The 18,082-nt window shown below is 40.5% G+C and carries 20 protein-coding genes; 8 read left to right on the top strand and 12 right to left on the bottom strand.

Features of this window, described 5'->3' with window-relative positions:
* The first annotated feature begins 122 nt into the window (after positions 1-122).
* Positions 123-1,439 carry a hemolysin family protein gene (locus tag NOM01_RS16655; protein WP_255749705.1) on the top strand — a complete coding sequence of 439 codons (1,317 nt, stop codon included), beginning with the start codon at positions 123-125 and terminating at the stop codon, positions 1,437-1,439.
* A gap of 187 nt (positions 1,440-1,626) precedes the next feature.
* Here the strand turns inward: NOM01_RS16655 and NOM01_RS16650 are convergent, their stop codons facing one another.
* The 3 genes from NOM01_RS16650 to NOM01_RS16640 all read right to left on the bottom strand — a co-directional run bounded on the left by NOM01_RS16650 (position 1,627) and on the right by NOM01_RS16640 (position 3,959).
* Positions 1,627-2,046: a CBS domain-containing protein gene (locus NOM01_RS16650; protein WP_255749704.1), complete on the bottom strand. Its 420-nt coding sequence runs from the start codon at positions 2,044-2,046 to the stop codon at positions 1,627-1,629.
* 119 nt (positions 2,047-2,165) lie between these two features.
* Complete coding sequence (locus NOM01_RS16645; RefSeq protein ID WP_255749703.1) at positions 2,166-3,401, bottom strand: MFS transporter; 1,236 nt, start codon at positions 3,399-3,401, stop codon at positions 2,166-2,168.
* Between the two features lie 198 nt (positions 3,402-3,599).
* Positions 3,600-3,959: a winged helix-turn-helix transcriptional regulator gene (locus tag NOM01_RS16640; protein ID WP_255749702.1), complete on the bottom strand. Its 360-nt coding sequence runs from the start codon at positions 3,957-3,959 to the stop codon at positions 3,600-3,602.
* A 132-nt stretch (positions 3,960-4,091) separates the two neighbouring features.
* Between NOM01_RS16640 and NOM01_RS16635 the strand changes: the two genes are divergently transcribed.
* The 3 genes from NOM01_RS16635 (at position 4,092) to NOM01_RS16625 (ending at position 6,959) form a co-directional block, all read left to right on the top strand.
* The gene (locus tag NOM01_RS16635; RefSeq protein ID WP_255749701.1) at positions 4,092-5,270 is read left to right on the top strand and encodes an MFS transporter; all 1,179 of its coding nucleotides are present in this window, start codon (positions 4,092-4,094) and stop codon (positions 5,268-5,270) included.
* 237 nt (positions 5,271-5,507) lie between these two features.
* Positions 5,508-6,083 (top strand): DUF2087 domain-containing protein, encoded by a 576-nt coding sequence (locus NOM01_RS16630; RefSeq protein ID WP_255749700.1) that lies wholly within the window; start codon positions 5,508-5,510, stop codon positions 6,081-6,083.
* Between the two features lie 90 nt (positions 6,084-6,173).
* Entirely contained in the window at positions 6,174-6,959 is a 786-nt protein-coding gene (locus tag NOM01_RS16625; RefSeq protein ID WP_255749699.1) for a helix-turn-helix transcriptional regulator, read from the top strand.
* 41 nt (positions 6,960-7,000) lie between these two features.
* On the opposite strand, the gene NOM01_RS16620 is transcribed toward NOM01_RS16625, so the two are convergent.
* Complete coding sequence (locus NOM01_RS16620; RefSeq protein ID WP_255749698.1) at positions 7,001-7,423, bottom strand: DUF2000 domain-containing protein; 423 nt, start codon at positions 7,421-7,423, stop codon at positions 7,001-7,003.
* 83 nt (positions 7,424-7,506) lie between these two features.
* Positions 7,507-8,295, bottom strand: a complete 789-nt coding sequence (locus tag NOM01_RS16615) for a class I SAM-dependent methyltransferase (RefSeq protein ID WP_255749697.1) — start codon at positions 8,293-8,295, stop codon at positions 7,507-7,509.
* Positions 8,296-8,596: 301 nt separating this feature from the next.
* Here NOM01_RS16615 and NOM01_RS16610 point away from each other — a divergent pair, with 301 nt between their 5' ends.
* Positions 8,597-10,531, top strand: a complete 1,935-nt coding sequence (locus NOM01_RS16610) for an acyltransferase family protein (protein ID WP_255749696.1) — start codon at positions 8,597-8,599, stop codon at positions 10,529-10,531.
* A 39-nt stretch (positions 10,532-10,570) separates the two neighbouring features.
* Here the strand turns inward: NOM01_RS16610 and NOM01_RS16605 are convergent, their stop codons facing one another.
* On the bottom strand, positions 10,571-12,007 hold the full coding sequence (locus tag NOM01_RS16605) for an aminotransferase-like domain-containing protein (RefSeq protein ID WP_255749695.1): 1,437 nt from the start codon (positions 12,005-12,007) through the stop codon (positions 10,571-10,573).
* Positions 12,008-12,216: 209 nt separating this feature from the next.
* On the opposite strand from NOM01_RS16605, the gene NOM01_RS16600 reads away from it, so the two are divergent.
* Positions 12,217-12,831 carry a LysE/ArgO family amino acid transporter gene (locus NOM01_RS16600; RefSeq protein WP_255749694.1) on the top strand — a complete coding sequence of 205 codons (615 nt, stop codon included), beginning with the start codon at positions 12,217-12,219 and terminating at the stop codon, positions 12,829-12,831.
* 138 nt (positions 12,832-12,969) lie between these two features.
* On the opposite strand, the gene NOM01_RS16595 is transcribed toward NOM01_RS16600, so the two are convergent.
* Positions 12,970-13,242: an IDEAL domain-containing protein gene (locus tag NOM01_RS16595; protein WP_255749693.1), complete on the bottom strand. Its 273-nt coding sequence runs from the start codon at positions 13,240-13,242 to the stop codon at positions 12,970-12,972.
* Positions 13,243-13,449: 207 nt separating this feature from the next.
* Here NOM01_RS16595 and NOM01_RS16590 point away from each other — a divergent pair, with 207 nt between their 5' ends.
* Positions 13,450-13,929 carry a flavodoxin domain-containing protein gene (locus NOM01_RS16590; protein ID WP_255749692.1) on the top strand — a complete coding sequence of 160 codons (480 nt, stop codon included), beginning with the start codon at positions 13,450-13,452 and terminating at the stop codon, positions 13,927-13,929.
* Positions 13,930-14,095: 166 nt separating this feature from the next.
* Here NOM01_RS16590 and NOM01_RS16585 read toward each other — a convergent pair whose 3' ends face one another.
* Positions 14,096-14,431 carry a Type 1 glutamine amidotransferase-like domain-containing protein gene (locus NOM01_RS16585; protein ID WP_255749691.1) on the bottom strand — a complete coding sequence of 112 codons (336 nt, stop codon included), beginning with the start codon at positions 14,429-14,431 and terminating at the stop codon, positions 14,096-14,098.
* The gene (locus NOM01_RS16580) at positions 14,428-14,943 is read right to left on the bottom strand and encodes a class I SAM-dependent methyltransferase (RefSeq protein ID WP_255749690.1); all 516 of its coding nucleotides are present in this window, start codon (positions 14,941-14,943) and stop codon (positions 14,428-14,430) included. Before NOM01_RS16580 ends, NOM01_RS16585 begins: the two co-directional genes overlap by 4 nt.
* Positions 14,944-15,317: 374 nt before the next feature.
* Here NOM01_RS16580 and NOM01_RS16575 point away from each other — a divergent pair, with 374 nt between their 5' ends.
* Entirely contained in the window at positions 15,318-16,229 is a 912-nt protein-coding gene (locus NOM01_RS16575; protein ID WP_255749689.1) for an AEC family transporter, read from the top strand.
* 125 nt (positions 16,230-16,354) lie between these two features.
* Here NOM01_RS16575 and NOM01_RS16570 read toward each other — a convergent pair whose 3' ends face one another.
* The 3 genes from NOM01_RS16570 to tpx all read right to left on the bottom strand — a co-directional run bounded on the left by NOM01_RS16570 (position 16,355) and on the right by tpx (position 18,041).
* A complete protein-coding gene (locus NOM01_RS16570; RefSeq protein WP_255749688.1) occupies positions 16,355-16,816 on the bottom strand; it encodes a flavodoxin in 462 nt (153 codons plus the stop codon).
* 204 nt (positions 16,817-17,020) lie between these two features.
* On the bottom strand, positions 17,021-17,305 hold the full coding sequence (locus NOM01_RS16565) for a 3-oxoacyl-[acyl-carrier-protein] synthase III C-terminal domain-containing protein (RefSeq protein WP_255749687.1): 285 nt from the start codon (positions 17,303-17,305) through the stop codon (positions 17,021-17,023).
* A gap of 217 nt (positions 17,306-17,522) precedes the next feature.
* Complete coding sequence (gene tpx / locus NOM01_RS16560) at positions 17,523-18,041, bottom strand: thiol peroxidase (RefSeq protein ID WP_255749686.1); 519 nt, start codon at positions 18,039-18,041, stop codon at positions 17,523-17,525.
* Positions 18,042-18,082: the final 41 nt, after the last annotated feature.

Raw genomic sequence — 18,082 nt, 5'->3', positions numbered from 1 at the left:
AATGAGTTATAAAGGCCACTTAATTCACTGACTCGTTTTTACATTTTATATAAAGTGGGTATAGTACAGATAAAGCCAAACGAATTTTTTACATAATAAGGAGCGATTACTTGGATACGCCTATGGGAGATGGTGGAAGTTCAATCTTCTTCCAGCTCGTACTTATCGCCATTTTAACATTAATTAATGCTTTTTTTGCAGCTGCTGAAATTGCCTTTGTTTCATTGAATAAGAAGCAAGTTGCGCACAAAGCCGATCAAGGCGATCGCAAAGCCATTCTACTAGAAAAATTAATCGGTGACCCGGGTAAATTTCTTGCAACCATTCAAGTGGGTATCACCTTTGCCAACCTATTTTCGAGTGCCTCTGCCGCTACCGGGCTTGCGAGCCGATTTGCGGACATGCTACCTATCCCATATGCCCGAGAGATATCGATTGCGACCATTACCATTCTGTTGTCGTATGTCACTCTTGTATTCGGCGAGCTGTTTCCGAAACGTTTAGCCCTGCAAAACACTGAAAAAATGGCCCGCTTTGCGGTAACACCAATTCTTTATTTCAGTAAAGCTGCGCTGCCCTTTGTTAAGCTTCTTTCACTCTCAACTAATTTATTGGCAAAACTTTCACGAGTTGATCGAGACAAAGCAAATGAGATTACCTCGCGTGAAGAAATTCAACTGCTCGCTCAGACAGGCGAAGACGATGGATCAATCAATCATGATGAGCTTGGCATGATCAGAGGTGTTTTTGAACTGGACGTTAAAAAGGCTCGGGAAATTATGACTCCAAGGACGGAGACATTTGCAGTCAGTGTAGACACGTCACCTCATGACCTTGCACAAATGATTTTAAATGAAAATTACTCACGTATTCCCATATACCAGACAGATAGCGATAAGATTGTCGGTGTACTCAATATGAAGGACTATTTCAAAGCTGCTCGTGATGTTGGTTTTGATCAGGTTGATCTGACCTCCATATTACGCGAACCGTTATTTGTTCCTGAAACAAAATATATCGACGACCTGCTTCATGAAATGCAAAAAACGCATAATCATTTGTCCATTTTGATTGATGAGTATGGCGGCTTCTCCGGTATTGTTACCATGGAGGATTTGATTGAAGAAATTGTCGGTGAAATCGATGACGAGCATGATGAAGTTGAGCGTAAAATCACTCGAATTGATGATCGCACGTACCTCATCAGTGGCTTGCTTGAGATTGATGAATTCAATGAACGCTTTGGGACCTCTATTCAGGGCGCGGATATCGATACGGTGGCGGGATTTATTTTGAGCCAATTCGGATCCATTCCCGATGAGAACGAGCAGGTAATCGTTTCTTATGAAAATATGGTGTTTAAAGTTGAATCTGTCAAAGACAATCGGATTGAAAAAATCCGCGTTACGATTCAGGACGGTCAGGATGGTTTGGATTGATATGGCTCTTTTAATTTAAATGAGGATTACGATCTCCTTGATAAACCATTTTCAAAAGGAAAGATTCGATTTCTTCAAAGAATTATTCTCTGCTACGCCCTCATGTATTTCAATATTGATGGACGCGTAACTTCTTTAAAATCCAAAAAACCTTCCCTGATTAGAGTCGTCAAAGAAGGTTTGAGTGTTATAAATGGTTTATTGAGCCCGCCCGCAATTTAAGCAAGTAAGCAATAATTTCACGTCTTCGAATCATCCCGATAAATACGCCGCTGTCATCCACAATCGGAACAAAGTTCTGCGTTAAGGATGTCTCCATAATATCTTCAATTTCAACATCAATTGAAATCGCTTTGATATCCCTGTATCGCGGCACGTCTTTCAACGCGATGTTTTCAGTATCTCTGAAGTCTAGATCTTCATTTTTTTTCAGATTCCACAGAATATCACCTTCAGTTAAGGTCCCAACATAAATGCCTTTTTTATTTAATATTGGAATTGCCGAATAGCGATAGTGTTCCATTTTCTCTAATGCCTGCCTGATTGTCCAATGTTCATAGACAAATTTCACTTCACTTTTTGGCGTGATTAGAAATGCAGCGTTCATTCTTGATCCGCTCCTTACTCATTTGCAACTTCTTCCATTAATTATTCGCTGTAACCGTTTACGCTATGTCCATTCATCGAATGACCAACTTAAGAGACAATTGACTATCTTATGGACTTTCAATCCATCTCTTTGTTCCACCGTCGAATTTTCATATCGCCCGGCAGTAACGATGAAAGCAGGCCGACAAGTGGGAACAGACTGCACAGGATCATCACAAATCGGATACTGAACAAATCCGCAAGGTTGCCGAACAGCACGGCACCGATCGCGCCCATTCCAAAAGCAAAGCCAATCGTTAATCCCGAGACCATGCCTAGTCGTCCCGGCATTAATTCTTGGGCATAAATGACGGTGACACTGAAGCTTGATGTAATAATTAAACCAATTAATAAAAAAACCGGAGCAATTAAATAAAGCGGCAAATAAGGCAGCATAACCGTCAATGGCACTGCACCGATAAAAGAGCTGAGAATAACTGTTTTTTTGCCGAATCGATCAGCCAGCGGGCCCCCTAAGAATGTGCCGACCACACCGGATATCATGAAAATAAAAATGAAAATTTGTGCCGCTTGAATGGAGAGTCCATAATCATGAATCAAATAGAATTGATAAAAATTTGAGATACAGGTTGAATACCAGGAACGAGCGAAAATGATGAAAATGAGCAGTACCATCGCCGCAACAATCTTTTTATGTACAAATGCTTCGCGTTTATTCCGTTCCTGATGATGTGCTTGCTTGTCACGCGGAGTGCGAATCGGCTGATGGTTTTTATACCAAACCGAGACAAAAAATAGGACAACCATCCCAATAAATGCAAAGCCTGAAAAAGATAAAACCCCTTTCTGTCCAAACGGAAGAAAAATGAGTGCAGTTAGAACAGGAGCCATCGATTGCCCAAAGTTGCCTCCTACTTGGAAAATCGATTGTGCTAAGCCTCGTTTTGCCCCTGCAGCCATATGTGCCACCCGCGAGCCTTCCGGGTGAAAAATTGACGAACCGATACCAATGAAGAACACGGCAAACAGTGCCCATATATAACTCGGTGCCAGTGCAAAAACAATCAAACCGACCAAGCTGGTAAAAATGCCGATCGGCAACAAAAATGGTTTTGATTTAATATCTGCGTAATAACCAAAAAAAGGCTGAATAACCGATGCAGTCATATTGGCGACAAAAGCAATCCAGCCAATTTGCGCATAGTTCAAATTTAAGGTTTGCTCAAGGATTGGATTCATGGCTGGAATAACAGCCTGAATGGAATCATTGAAAAAATGGCCGCAGCCAATTGCGAATAGCACACCATAGAATGTGCGTTGGGCTTTCATCTGTTGTTTCTCAGCTGTCCCCATTTTATCTCCACTTTCTCATGATATTTATTCTCATATTCATAAAACGATGAAACATGAAAACAAATTCATTATACAAAACATCAGATGGGATTAATAGAAAATCTCTCAAGCAAATGACAATAATCTAAGCACAGTTTTTCTTAAACGGAATATAAGTGTAACACCTGAAACTCGAGTATATGCTACAGCAATATTATGCTACTTAGGATTCGTTTTTTGTTCATTATCCTTTTTACTAAGGCGATTCTCTTTTCCCCATTCGGCCATTAACTCGAGAATGGGAATTAGGCTTTTCCCTCGCTCGTTCAATCGATATTCGACCTTTGGAGGAATCTGTGCATAATCAATCCGTTCAATCAAATCGTCATCCCGCAGCTCACTCAATACTTGACTGAGCATTTTATGAGTAATTGACGGCAAACTTTTTTTGATTTCTCCATATCTCATGACATTGTTCTTAAACAACTTATAAAGGACAAGCCATTTCCATCTTCCCCCCGCCACGGACAGCGTGTATGAGATGGAACAATTTCCTTCATCTATCGACCACTTTTTCATCTTTACTTTCCTTTCATATAGTATCTTACTTTAAAGTGCATACTTCATTTTCTTCCCACTAATATATACACTGATTTACGAAAACACAAGATTTACATTTACTTGGCCAATTTTTTTATGGGGAAGGAATGATTGAAAAGCATGTGGAAAGTATACGTTTTAGCGCTTATCAGTTTTCTCATTGGTACATCACAATTTGTTACATCAGGATTTCTCGATCAGATCGCTTCGTCAATGGGGATTACTGTTTCTGAGGCCGGCCAATTTACGACAGTCTATGCACTAACCTATGCAATAGGTACGCCTATTCTCATATCACTTACAGGAAAAATAGATCGGCGTAAACTCACACTTTACGCGCTCGGTATTTTTATCATTGGAAACTTACTGTCATACTTTTTCCCAAGTTTCGCACTCTTTACTTTTTCGCGAATGATTGTTGCTCTAGGTGCAGGAGTGGTTATTGTCACCGCACTTACACTTGCAGCTAAAATTGCGCCTGCTGGGAAACAGGCAAGTTCCATTGCTACGGTTACAATTGGCTTTACTATGGCGCTCATTATTGGCGTCCCTGTTGGTCGATTATTGTCCTCTGCCTTTGGGTGGAGAAGCGTTTTCTTAGATATTTCCTTATTTGGTGTTATTGCAACAATTGTTATCGTTGCTGTGATACCCAAAGTGCAAGGAGACAAGCCGATTCCGCTCATTAAACAGCTGGCTTTGTTAAAAAATCCAAAAGTACTGCTCGGGTTATTTATTACGCTCTTCTGGTTAAGCGGCTATGCACTTGTGTATATTTATATCGCCCCCTATTTGCTAAAAGGATTAGGCTTATCCGGAGTTTTACTGAGTCCTGCATTGCTCGTTTTTGGCATTGCATGCTTAGTTGGTTCAAAAGTTGGCGGATACTGTGCAGATAAATATGGAATTACCGTCACACTACTTGTCAGCATGTGCCTAAATATTAGTTCACTTATTTTTCTTTCATTATCTGCTCATCATCCAATCATCATATTTGTTTTTCTTTTTCTGTGGTCAGCCTCTGTATGGAGTACCCAGCCTGCGCAACTGTATAATCTAGCCACAATTGTACCCTCTCAATCAGGTATAATGCTTAGTTTGAACCAATCAATTAGTCAAATTTCGATGGCAATTGGGGCTGTTCTAGGCGGGTATATGATAAGCATGTTTTCCCTAGTTTCTTTATCCTGGTATGGAACTATCGGCGTTGTCATTGCCATGATCCTTGTATGGGAGCTGCATCGATTGAAAACAGTAAAAGGAACGCAGAATACTTCTTCCGCAATTTAACTTCGAAATTTTATAAAGAAGATTTAAAATTGATTCGAGTATTGGCGACATCAATTTGCCTTCCGGCGTGATCAGCCACTAAGGTAGTACGATATTGGTCATTTTAAGCGGATTAAGACTGCTCCGATAAAATTCCCTAATGCACGTACATTAGGGGATCTTATTATTACAGTTGATTTTTTAAGCTAATTTGTTTATTATCTAATTAGATGATAAACAAATTAGAAGGTGTTTTTGATGCAGCTTACTCGTATCGTTGAATTCCACAAAGCACTTGCCGATCTAACACGTATCCGAATTATTGCGCTCCTGAAGCAAGGACCGCTTCATGGTCAGGCTATTGCCGGAAAGCTCTCTTTAAGCCCGCCGACAATCACGCACCACATGAGCAAGCTTCGCGACGTGGGATTAATTAAAGAACGCCGTGATAAAAATACCATTTATTTTTCGCTGAATGAAAAGGTACTTGAAAGCTGTGCGGCCGCTATCCTATCATTCGGAAATGGAGATGAAAACATGGATATGTCCATATCAGAATCAGAACGTGCAGCCATTTTAAACAACTTTTTTACTGCTGACGGAAAGCTGAAGACGATTCCTGCACAAAGAAAAAAGCGATTAGTTGTTCTTTCACGTCTTGTCAAAGGACTCGAGTTCGGAAAAGTCTATTCTGAAAAGGAAATCAGTGATTATTTGAGAAATTTTCATCCGGATTATGCAACACTTCGCAGAGAACTCATCATTTATCAATTCATGTATCGGAAAGACGGATTATACGAAATGAATCCGCCGGAGCTTTGGAATGTGAATTAATCAATGCTTTACTTATACAGATCCATTAAGTCAATTGGTCGCCTTTTTGGGCGGATATTCGTTCACTTCAGATAGGTTGGGATGAGAAAAATGACACAGGTTTCATATCAAGTCGATCAATCGCTTTTGCTTGAGTTAAAGAAATGCACAAATACAATTCATACGTCAAGAACCCATTTCCATAATGAACTTTCCATCGGATTAATTGAACAAGGCTGCTGTCAGACTATCATCAATCAGAAATCTTTCGCTCTCAATGCAGGAACACTGCTCATTATCCCAGCTAAATCAACACATCGCTGCCAACCGCAGGATGTCGGTAACTGGAAGTTTCGAATGCTCTATGTTCATCATGCTTGGTTTTCCAAGTTTACTTTTGATCAGTTCCGCGACGGCCGGATTTATTCAGACCTACCCTCGAGCACCTTTCATGAGTTCATAGATGAGTTCAAACGACTGGAACAAAATTTCTCTCATAGAAAAGTGGAAACACACGCATTAGACGATCTAGTAAATATGATGGATTTTCAGGAAAATAATGCTGCCAGTACCCATTTAACACAATCAGTTCCGCAGGATATTCAAGATATGAAGCATTTTATTAAGAAAAACTGTTTAAAGAAATTATTATTAGACGAGTTGGCCGATCATGTAGGCGTTGATAAATACCAGTTGATTCGTCGCTTTTATCGATACATGGGATTAACACCGCAGAAATATTTGATTAATTTACGTATCAATAAGGCAAAGAAAATGCTTCAAAACGGACTGCCGATCGCAGATGTCGCTGTCACCTCCGGCTTTTACGATCAGAGTCACTTTTCTAAATATTTCAAGGCATATACCGGCGTTACACCGATGCATTACATTCAGTAAAAAACCGTTCGCCTCGTTCAAGCAGACAAACGGTCTTTTCTTTATTTAAGCGTTGGGAGACTCCCAGTGAGATGATTCACTGCCTTTTTTTCTCCATAGAGACAAATACCTAAGAACTTAAGATCATAAGTCTGCGTAGCGGATAATTTCAAAGTGTAATCTTCGTAGTCTCTGCTTCTCTGTGCGGTCGTTGTAAACCCGATCAACTCAATTTTTTCGGAAAAGCTTTCACTGACTTCTCGATGTAATTTCGTTAGATCTTCACGAGTTGACGATAAAACCGGGATGGGCAGATTGACAATACCTTTATGTAAAAAACCGTTGCCATCCTCGATACTGTTGCCAATCACTTCACCAAAATCCTTGCCCAAAGTACAGCCTAGAATCGCCGCCGTATTGGCCATCACGCCAAGCGGTTGCTCATGATCAATGACCATCACACATTTTTTTGTTGAATCGTACATTTTGTGTCCTCCTTTTTCCTTCACACTCATAGTAAAGAAGGAGAACCAACATGAATAGGAAAAAATTGATCGGACGCATGAAGCTATCTTGATTCAAAGAGTCCGGTAGCCTTCGTTATTTCAATAAAGCCTCCGTTTTTCTTTTTCTCTTCATTTAGATAGTCTATGAAATGTTCACGTATTGCTCCGGACAGTACCTCTTTTGCTTTGGCGCTTGAAGACCAAATATAGTCAGCAATTGCCCGAACATCATCGATCAGAAGTCCTCCTGGAAAGCGCGTGAGCTGTACCTGATCAAAAAAGTTTTCAAGCTGCTCCGTCCCATTTTCTAAGCCAAAGGCGTCAGCTTGTACATTGGTCAGATCAAAACCAAGATTAGGATCAAAGCCTTTTAAGAGTTCATTAAATTCAACCATATGCTGTTTTCCGATGGTTGATGAGTAAAAAACACCGCCAGGCTTTAAAACTCTGCGCACTTCCTTAATGGCCTGCAATCTGTTCGGAACATGATAAAGCATATGATTCGCAATAACCGTATCGAAGCTATTGTCCTCAAATGGAATGTCCTGAATATCAATAGCCTTGAAAGTGATACTTAAGTTGTTGCCTATTTTTCTTTGTGCATCCTTCAGCATTCCGTTTGAGAAGTCGGACAGTGTGATTTTCCAATCTTCTGGTATACGGTCCTTATTTTTCATCCAAAATGTTCCGTCACCAGCTCCAAGTTCAAGAATCGTACTGCCAGATTCTATTTTATAATGATCAAAAAGCCATTCGTGCCAATCCTTTTTATTGGTACTATAGCGTTCATGAATCTTTGTCCTGATCGCCAGGTTTGAAGAATTCTGATATTGCTTTTCTACATTTCCCATACGTCTGTGTCCCCTGCCTTTTAACCATTTTAACATGATCGTTAGGAGTATATCTTTTTTATATGCAACGACTACTTAATATTCTGGATTATTCCAATCCGATTAAAACATTGGCAATAATTACAATCCATTTTTAAATAGATTGAAAAACTTTTTTCATACGGAATGCGTTAAAATAGATATATGGTTATTTGCTTGACTTGAACGGTTTCCGAAAAAAATAATCCTCTAAAATACATAGTCTCGCCTGCCGGTCAGCATCTTGATAACACACAACGTTTCTAAAAGGCGGGTGGTTTTCGTGAAAAATAAACTAAAACATCGCTATATGGGCGGTTTGGACGGATTACGTGCATTGTCCGTTCTTGCGGTTATTGCCTACCATATGAATTTACCCTTTGCCGGCGGTGGATTTTTAGGCGTCGGCATTTTCTTTGTCCTTTCGGGCTACTTAATTACGGATCTTCTCATTCAAGAGTGGGAAGATACAAACTCCATTAATCTAAAAAACTTCTGGGTCAGGCGAGCAAAAAGGCTGCTGCCTGCTATGATTTCCGTTTTAGTTGTCATCTTAGGTTATGTCTTTTTCTTTCAACCTGCTCTGCTCCGGGAAACCCGTATGGACGCTGTCGCCGCACTCTTTTATTTCAGCAATTGGTGGTCTGTTTTTCACCAACAGTCCTATTTTGACAGTTTTGCAAATCCATCGCTTCTGAAGCATTTTTGGTCGCTTGCTGTTGAGGAACAATTTTACCTCATCTGGCCATTAGTTGTGACGGCTGCTTTACGTATCGGCAAGGGAACGAAGGTTCTTTATGGCATAACTTTATTACTGGCTGCAAGCTCCATTCTCTGCATGGGCTTGATTTACCATACAGGTACTGATCCGAGCCGAGTCTATTATGGCACCGATTCCCGCGCCTTTGCCTTGCTTTTCGGCGCAATTCTGGCTTGCGTGTGGCCAAGTCGGCAGCTTTCCGGAGCAGGAAGCAAAGCACTTGGCATTTTCTTAGATGGCATTGGCACATTTGCTTTGATTTTCTTGTTCTTATGTGTTATCTATGTCAATCAGTACGAAGAATTTCTCTATACCGGCGGGTTGGCACTGTTTTCTTTAGTTAGTGTTGTGCTTATTACCGCACTCGCCCATCCTGCAACTTTGCTCGGAAAATGGATCGGAGTAAGACCGCTGCGCTGGATCGGCTTGCGTTCTTACGGTATGTATTTGTGGCATTATCCGATTATTCAGCTCACGACACCGGCAAGTCAGGCTAATGAGGTACATCCTTTACGTATCGTACTGCAGCTCGTTCTAATTTTTGCCGTCTCTGCACTCTCCTACCATTTTATTGAACGGCCTATTCGCCGATTAGGTAAGGGCGGCAGTTGGCAGTTGATCCTTCGAAATACCGGTATTGGACTCTGCACACTTTTCTTAATCTTTTATGGGTCTTCATTTCTTGCACAGCATACGAATGCAAAACCGGCAGCTAAACAAAAAGTAAGCGAGAAAGCACTGTCCAAAAATGATTCAGACGAGAAAAAGTCGACAGTATCTATGAAGGATGAGAAAACTTCTGCGAGCAAAGTAAACGGATCAACCATATCTAACCATTCAAAAAAGACGAAGGAGAAAAAATCAAACAAAAAAATTCAACCATCCAAAAAACAACCGTTAAAAAAAGCGGCAGATAAAGTGAAACAGGAAAAACAGAATAAAGCAGCTGCAAAAGAGAAAACAGCAAAAACGCAGTCTAAAGTTTCCGATAAGCAGGTAACGGCGATCGGCGACTCGGTAATGCTTGGTGCCGAACCCTATCTAAAAGAAGAAATCAAAAACCTAACGATTGATTGCAAGGTTGGCAGACAGTTTCAGGAAGCATTCAACACGATTAATCAAATGAAACAACAAGGTAAATTAAATCAAAATGTTGTGATTGAGCTCGGAACAAATGGCCCGTTTACTCAAGAGCAAATGGATGAATTAATCAAGTTAATCGGACCGGATAAAAATATAGTTCTTATTAATACCCGTGTACCGCGTCAATGGGAATCGATTGTCAACCAAGTTATTCAAAAAACGGATAAAGATCATGAGAATGTTACCTCTGTCGATTGGCATCAAGCAAGTGAAGGACAGAGCAATTACATTGGCGATGACGGTGTTCATCTGTCTGTGACCGGGGCAAAAAAATATTCAGAACTGATTGTTCAGGCAATCCAATCGTTAAAATAAATTAGGATTTTCTCTTAGAATACCGTTTCTGAATTGAATTTAGTCAACTAAATTCACTATTATTTTTCTCAAAGCAGGGATTGCTTGCTCCATTTCTCGTTTTGATACGTATGCGTACGATAAACGTAAATGGTGCCTTGCACCGCGATCATAGAGGACACCAGGATTTAAAAGAATGCCGCTAGCCAAAGCACACTCAAACAGTGCATTAGGATCAATATTGGGAATCAATTTCAGCCAAATATAAAATCCTCCGCTAGGCTTGCTCCATTCGGCAAGATCGCTAAAATACACAGACAACAAATCGAGCATACGGTCGCGCCGGATTCGTAACTGATCGCGTATATAAGATTCATGCGCCTCATGCATGCCGGAACTCATGTACTCTTCTGCTGCCCATTGTGATAAAGCACTTGAGCCGTAATCGTTTTGCATCTTAATGTCGGCTAAGCGATTGATTACTGAACGTTCACCAACAATCCAGCCAATCCTTAATCCGGGACTTAACACTTTGGACAAGCTGCCAATATAAAGGACATTACCAGAGCGATCCATACTCTTCAGCGATGGTGGAGGCGGCGCGTCAATCCAGAGGTCTTGATAAACGTCATCTTCTATGATCGGCAGCCTCATATATTCGCAGGCATTTACTATGGATTTTCTGCGAGCTGCAGTCATTACCTTCCCGGTAGGATAATGAAACGATGGAATGGAGTAGATAATAGTCTTGCCCCATTCCTTTTTTATGTGTGATAAACGATCAACCATTAGTCCCTCGGAATCCATTGGCAAACCATAGAAGCGCATGCCTGAAGATTGAAAAACATGTACCGAATAGAGATAAGAGGGCTTTTCAAGTACAATCGTTGATCCTCGATCTAGTAATCCAATTGAAATAAGCTGGAGTGCCTGCAGAGCACCAGAGACAATAAGTATAGATTCGGGGTCAGCCGCAATTCCTTTTAGCTTCAGGAATTTTGATACTTCTTCTCGAAGTCGAAGATTTCCCTTTGGCTCCGAGTATCCTAAAGATAGACTATGTATTGGCGCATTCAAAAATAGTTTTGCCAACTCATCACTTGGAATCAAATCCGGACTTAGCTCCCCAGTACCAAGCCGAATGATATCTGGAATAAATTCAGCTTGGTTAATGGTGCGAATCATTGGGAGATTCGGCTTGAATTGACCTGCCTCAACATAAGCGCCCCAATCGGCAGGTTTTTGTTTCGCCATCAATCCCCATGTATTGTTAATCACTTTGGTACCGCCTCCACGGTTGCCTGCAATCAGTCCTTGAGCCGTCAGCTCCTCGAAGGCCGCAGTCACTGTGCTTCGATTAACCTTTAACCGTTCGGCTAAAGTTCTTTGCGACGGGAGGCGTGAACCGGTTGCCCATTCTCCTGCAGCGATCTGATTTGTTATGTACTCTTCTACTTGTTTTCGAAGTGGTACTGGCGATTTGCGATTTAATTTCAAAGAATAGTCTCCTTTGATTATTTATTATCAATTACTTTTTCATTATCTTCGGTCAATAAGTTAAATGTAATTATAGCATGAAGAGATCCGAGGAACTGAGAAAGTAGCAACTTTCAATTTGGTTGGTCTATTATTTATCATTTGGCTGGCGACTCTCGCTTGCTTTTGATAAATAATAGTAATGTGATTTTTTTTCGGGGGGATTTTTCATGTTGACTGCACTCATTCACGGATTTCTTTTATCCTTCAGTTTGATTTTACCGCTTGGTGCTCAGAATGTATTTATTTTTAATCAAGGGGCTCGTTCAACACATCTTACTGAAGCGCTGGCAGCCATTCTTGCCGCCTCGTTATCGGACACCCTGCTTATCTGCTTGGCTGTCGGCGGCGTATCATTATTAATTTTAACTTTTCCATGGCTGGTCACGTCTCTATTTCTTGTTGGCATTCTATTTCTCCTGTTCATTGGCTGGAAAATCTGGAACGATACCCCCATGAACGATGATCAACTAAGTGGTCGACTGTCTGCAAAAAGACAAGTCTTATTCGCTCTCTCCGTATCTTTGCTCAATCCGCATGCTATCCTGGATACAGTCGGCGTGATTGGAACCAATGCGATTCACTACCACGGTGTGAATCAATGGCTCTTCGCACTCGCCTGCGTCTCCGTTTCATGGATATGGTTTTTCAGTCTTGCATTCGCAGGCCATTTAACCGGAAAAGCTGCCAAAAACGGACCGCTTTTGCCACTGATCAATAAATGCTCCGCAGTGATGATCTGGGGTGTTGCATTATATCTTTGCTGGACGCTTATTAATTCATAATCTTGATTGAAATTAAAAAAAAAAAATTATTGTATAGGCATCCGCTTTATTCAGATTTTCAGATCAAAAGTCAAAAATAATAGTTTGGCTTAATTAAATATGTAAGGGCTTACACATAATTAGCCAAACTATTTTTGATTATTCACTCAGCGCAGTTAATTTCTCGAACCAATCCTTGTCATAAGTTGCGAGCGCTAAATCAATCAAGCTGTCTAATTCCGCTCGCGTTAAATCGTCGTTGTCGTGAATGACATCCTCAAAAGAAATTTCCAACCATTTCATTCGCGGATGATTGGCACACTGAGTGACACGCAGCTTGCACCTCTGAAAATCCGGATAAATTGAAGTGATAAATCCAATGCAATCATGTTTCCCCATATATTTTGTGTGAACCCACTGTCCAACTTCCATGGCTGATCGCCTCACTCTGATTCAAGTTGCCTGGCCATCATCACACTCCCAAGGATCTGAGTATCTGTTAATAGCATATGAATTAAATTCGTACTATGCCACACATCAAGACCTGTTTGATCATTAACTTATGCAAAAGAATTAGGGTCATTGACAATTCGTTTATAAAAATTTATATTCAGGATAATTCACTAAGGAGCGGATTTTATGAAAACACTCATCCTGTACGCAACGAAATACGGAACAGCAGAAGTGGTTGCACAAAAGTTATCCAAGGAACTAGACGGAGTTGTTGATTTAGTCAATATAATGATTGAACCTGCACCAAGCCTTGAGCTTTACGACACGGTAATTCTCGGCGGATCCATTTATATGGGCAGAATTCAAAAGCAACTTACTAAGTATATGAAAGAACATATTCATGAGCTTGAAGGGAAGACAATTGGCCTTTATATTTGCGCCGCTCATCCTGAAGAAAGAAAACGCCAAATTGAACTGCAACAAGCATTTCCCGATTCATTAAACCGTAAAGCAGCAGTGAAGGCAATTCTCGGTTACGTTATTAATTTTGAAAAAATGAAACTAATTGATAAGTTAATCATGCGCAAGGTCAAAGGTGACAGCAACAGTAACGCTGAGTTTTATGAGAATCGAATACGCTCATTTTGCCAATCACTGCACGCTTGATATACACGATAAAAATTACGGCATAATTCTTAAAGGTTTCTGCGAATCGCTTAAAAAGAAAAAGGCCGGATTTAATCCTATTATATGGAAGAGAAGATCATCTTTTTGATACAGAGCTGTTCCTTCTGGCAAAGCAATAACAGGTTGTTGATTGTACTGAACATATTTAGAAATTTCTTCCATTATCTTCCTGAAAATGGCATGCCATTGAGAATCCGGAGATGAGGTTTAATCCATTTAGATCATCATTTAGTTGCTGGAAGGTGTCAATTGTTTTACCAAGGACAATAGCCCCTGCGCTTTGACCGTAGATAATACCGCCATGATGAAAATAACGCTGCAGCAATTCGCCGAATCCGTTGTTGAAATGGTAAAGCAGTTTTTCTGCCGATCCGCCGCTCATATAAATCGCTGAAAAAATGCTCAAATCTGTTAGGTTTTTGCTATCTATATTTGTCCACATGGTCGTCCTCTCTGAGTCATAAGTTTTCTGATCGCTCATTGTCGATCCGCCTGAATCATATAGCCGCTTTTATACCATTCAAGATCCTTCAGATTTGCATGCCACCCTCTTTTTCGGTACTCCCCTAAAATCTGATCAGGTTCAAGACTGTTTCTCATTCTTGGGTTGTTTTTCATGTACCACCCCATCTGTCGTATTCCGGATTTAACGAGCAAACTGATATCATCAAAATAGCGGTCAGTATCCTCAATAAACATAAAAACATCCCGACTCACTAAATAGTCAATACTCTGTTTCGCAAATAAATCATGAAGCTTACAGATATCCGCATGGATAAAGGTGAACTTGTGGTTGCTTAAAAGTTTGGTTAATTCTAATGCACAATTTTTATCTTGGTCCAGACCAAAAACTAGATTGATCTTCTGCTGGTTCAACAAATAGCTGCTAATAAATCCTCCCCCACAACCCAAATCAAGAATTACGCCCGACAATTCATTGAAATAACTATAGATACGTTGATTATAGAAATAGGCTGCAGCTTGCTGATTCACATGATTTTCACTGCCGCATTTTGAACATCTAATTATTCTTCCAAACGTCGTTTGATCCCATGGATGATGGGCACTTTGCAAAACGCTGCATTCAGCGCCGCATTTGCTGCAAAATGTTCCCCAAATCATATTTTTATGTTCATGAAAAATGATCATCACCCGCTATCTTTAAACTTGCTTCACATCTTACATTATTATAATTTTAACCGCTGTTCTCGTTGAAATCTGCTAATCGCACAAAATAAGTCATTTCTAGCGTATCTCGTGCTATGATAGAGAAAATAGTTTCACGTTTCACACCTTGTTTAGGAAAAAAATCGGCGAAAGTTCATGAACCATGATCATATCGTTCTTGCTGATTCGGAGGTATCTTAATGACCGCTTATATAAATCTTCTCACATCTATCAGTGTTCCAATTTTAATTATTTGTGTATGCGGAGCCATTCTTCAGAAGAAGCGAAACAGCGTTGACACCAAACTGCTCGCCGATATTAGTTTATACATACTCGCACCCGCACTTATTTTAAATGCATTGTCCGAATCACATTTAAAGGGCACCAATGTCATTCACATTTTTTTGTTCTCGGTCATCATGACAGCTGTTTTATGGTTGGTTGCGATGCTAACTGCTAAGCTATTCCGCTTCCCAGAACCAAGTGCCAGAGCACTTACCTTAACTGTCGTCTTCAGTAATGCGAATAATTACGGACTTCCCGTGTTGCTGCTGGCATTCGGTCAAACTGGATTTTCTCTCGGAGCAGTATATGTTATCGGGCAAATTATTCTTGTTAATATTCTCGGTATGTATATTGCATCACGAGCTGCGATGAGCGGCAAACAATCAATACTCCATATTCTTAAATCGCCGCTCATCTATGCCTGTCTTGTTGGTGCACTGTTGGCAGTCACTCATTTGCATTTACCCATCGGAACCGCAACCGCTGTTCAAATGCTCGGTACGGCATATCCGGTTCTGGTACTGCTAATTTTAGGCGTAAAGCTGGGCAGCACAAAATTTTCAGGCGTTTGGCGCCGCGAGGTATGGATCGGCGTCTTTCTCCGTCTGCTTATCGTCCCGATCATTGCTAAATTAGTTTTGTTTTCACTCGGAATTCATGGCATGCTCGCTTCTGTCCTCTTTGTAGAAATCAGCATGCCTGCTGCAGTAAACAGTGTCATGCTGATCGAGAAATTTGATGGGGACTCAGAGCTTGCTTCACTAATCGTTACCATCACAACAATTCTCAGCTTCATCTATCTCCCTTTTTTAATTTACATTGGTTAACTGGCAATTTGCAAGAAAGTTATTGTTAAACGGAGTATAAATTAGAAAAGGACGTTATTTACAATAGTTTACGATGCAGAAAAAAAGCAGACCATTTGATCTGCCTTTCGCTTACTTTTTTATATTCAATCTTTTTCTCTTTTTGCGAGAATCTTTCTCGCAAAAGATTCACCTAATTGTATTGCCTTGCCCTGCTCTTCTTTAGTCATCGAAAGCTCAACTTTGAAGTTGTCCTCAATAATTTCCGCTCCACAGTGTTCAAGTGCTTCTTGAATGGTATCTACAGCAGCAGCAAAGAGCCCATAGCTGCTGTCACCGGAGCCGAAACAAGCGGCAGCTTTTCCTTTAAGATCATTCTCGCTAATTGTGTCAAGAAAATCTTCAACTGAGTATGGAAGATCGCCCATTCCATCAGTGAAGCTGCCAAACATAATCCCATTGTAATCATTCAATTCTGACGCTGATAAGTTTAAAACGTCTTTAACGGCCGGATCAATCCCCACACGCTTAACACCCTCAGCTATTTTTTGCGCCATTTCTTCAGTGTTACCTGTCTCACTGGCATAGACAATTAGAATATCTGCCATTATATACGAACCTTCTTTCAAGCCTTGATTTTAATTGATAATGAATTTCATTTTCATTAAAATGATACCATTTTTGTTCCTCATGTTAAATACCCAGAATGATTATTCTAGGTAAAGGTACTTCAAGATTTCTATAACGACAAAAAAATCCGAGCCACTAATATCATTTAGCTCAGACTTGTTCGTGCATCTATAAAGGATTATTCAATAACGTATAAGAACGGCTATGTTTTGTGATCCGGCACCAATCGTCCAGAACATGACATAGTCACCTCTCTTCACACTTCCTTGGCTCAGTGCTTCGTAAAAAGCAATAAACGGACTGCTCGCTCCCGTATAGCCATATTCATTGCCAATAAAGAGTGAGCGTGATTCATCAATGCCGAGTAATTTTCGAAGATCAACAATATTGGCATATGCATACTGAGAGAAACAGAACATACTCACATCATTTGGTGAGAGTTGGTTTTCCATAAGCAGTTCGCGCATGTTCCTTGCAGCTGTGTCAGCGCAGGTGTTAGGGAGAACTGGCCCTCCCCGGGCCAGTTCCCCCCCTAACACCCATATTATCCCATAATTGGGAGTGCTACATGATGAAGTGGCTCACTTTTGATGTGATCACTCTGGCTCAATTTCATATTGACAAAAACATCTTTTTCATGTATTTTCCACATTGACATGATTCTATGCAGTTCTTTAAGAAATTTTACAGAAGTGTTTTTACAGCGCTAAGAGCAGCGTCGTAATCCGGATGCTCAGTCATCTCTTTTAAATACTGTACATAACGAATCGTATTGTTTTTATCGAGGATGAAAATCGAACGCATATCAAGCTGCAATTCCTTGATCAGGACACCGTAGCTTTTTCCAAAAGAATGGAGCTTATAATCCGAGAGTGTATCCAGATTTTCAATCCCTGCTACCGTACAGAAACGACTCTGCGCGAATGGCAAGTCTACAGAAATTGTAAGTACAGCAACTTGATCGCCTAATTCTGCGGCAGCTTCATTAAAACGTCGCGTCTGCGCATCACAAACCTTTGTATCTAATGAAGGTACAACAGATATGAGTTTGATCTTATCTCCATAATCTGAGAGGCTTGCTTCTTCCATAAGATCTTTATTAACAGTAAACTCCGGTGCTTTATCTCCTGCCTTCAACTCAGGTCCGATTAATGTAATAGGGTTTCCGCCAACTGTTGCAACTCCGGTACGTTCTTCACTCATGTAAAAAACCTCCAATGTATGTTTTTTTGTTGCTTTCAATC

Origin of the sequence: Sporolactobacillus sp. STSJ-5 (genome assembly GCF_024385605.1) — a bacterium.
Classification (GTDB): domain Bacteria; phylum Bacillota; class Bacilli; order Bacillales; family Sporolactobacillaceae; genus Sporolactobacillus.
The sequence above is the reverse complement of the archived record's forward strand: the minus strand, read 5'-3'. Positions and strand labels throughout refer to the sequence as shown.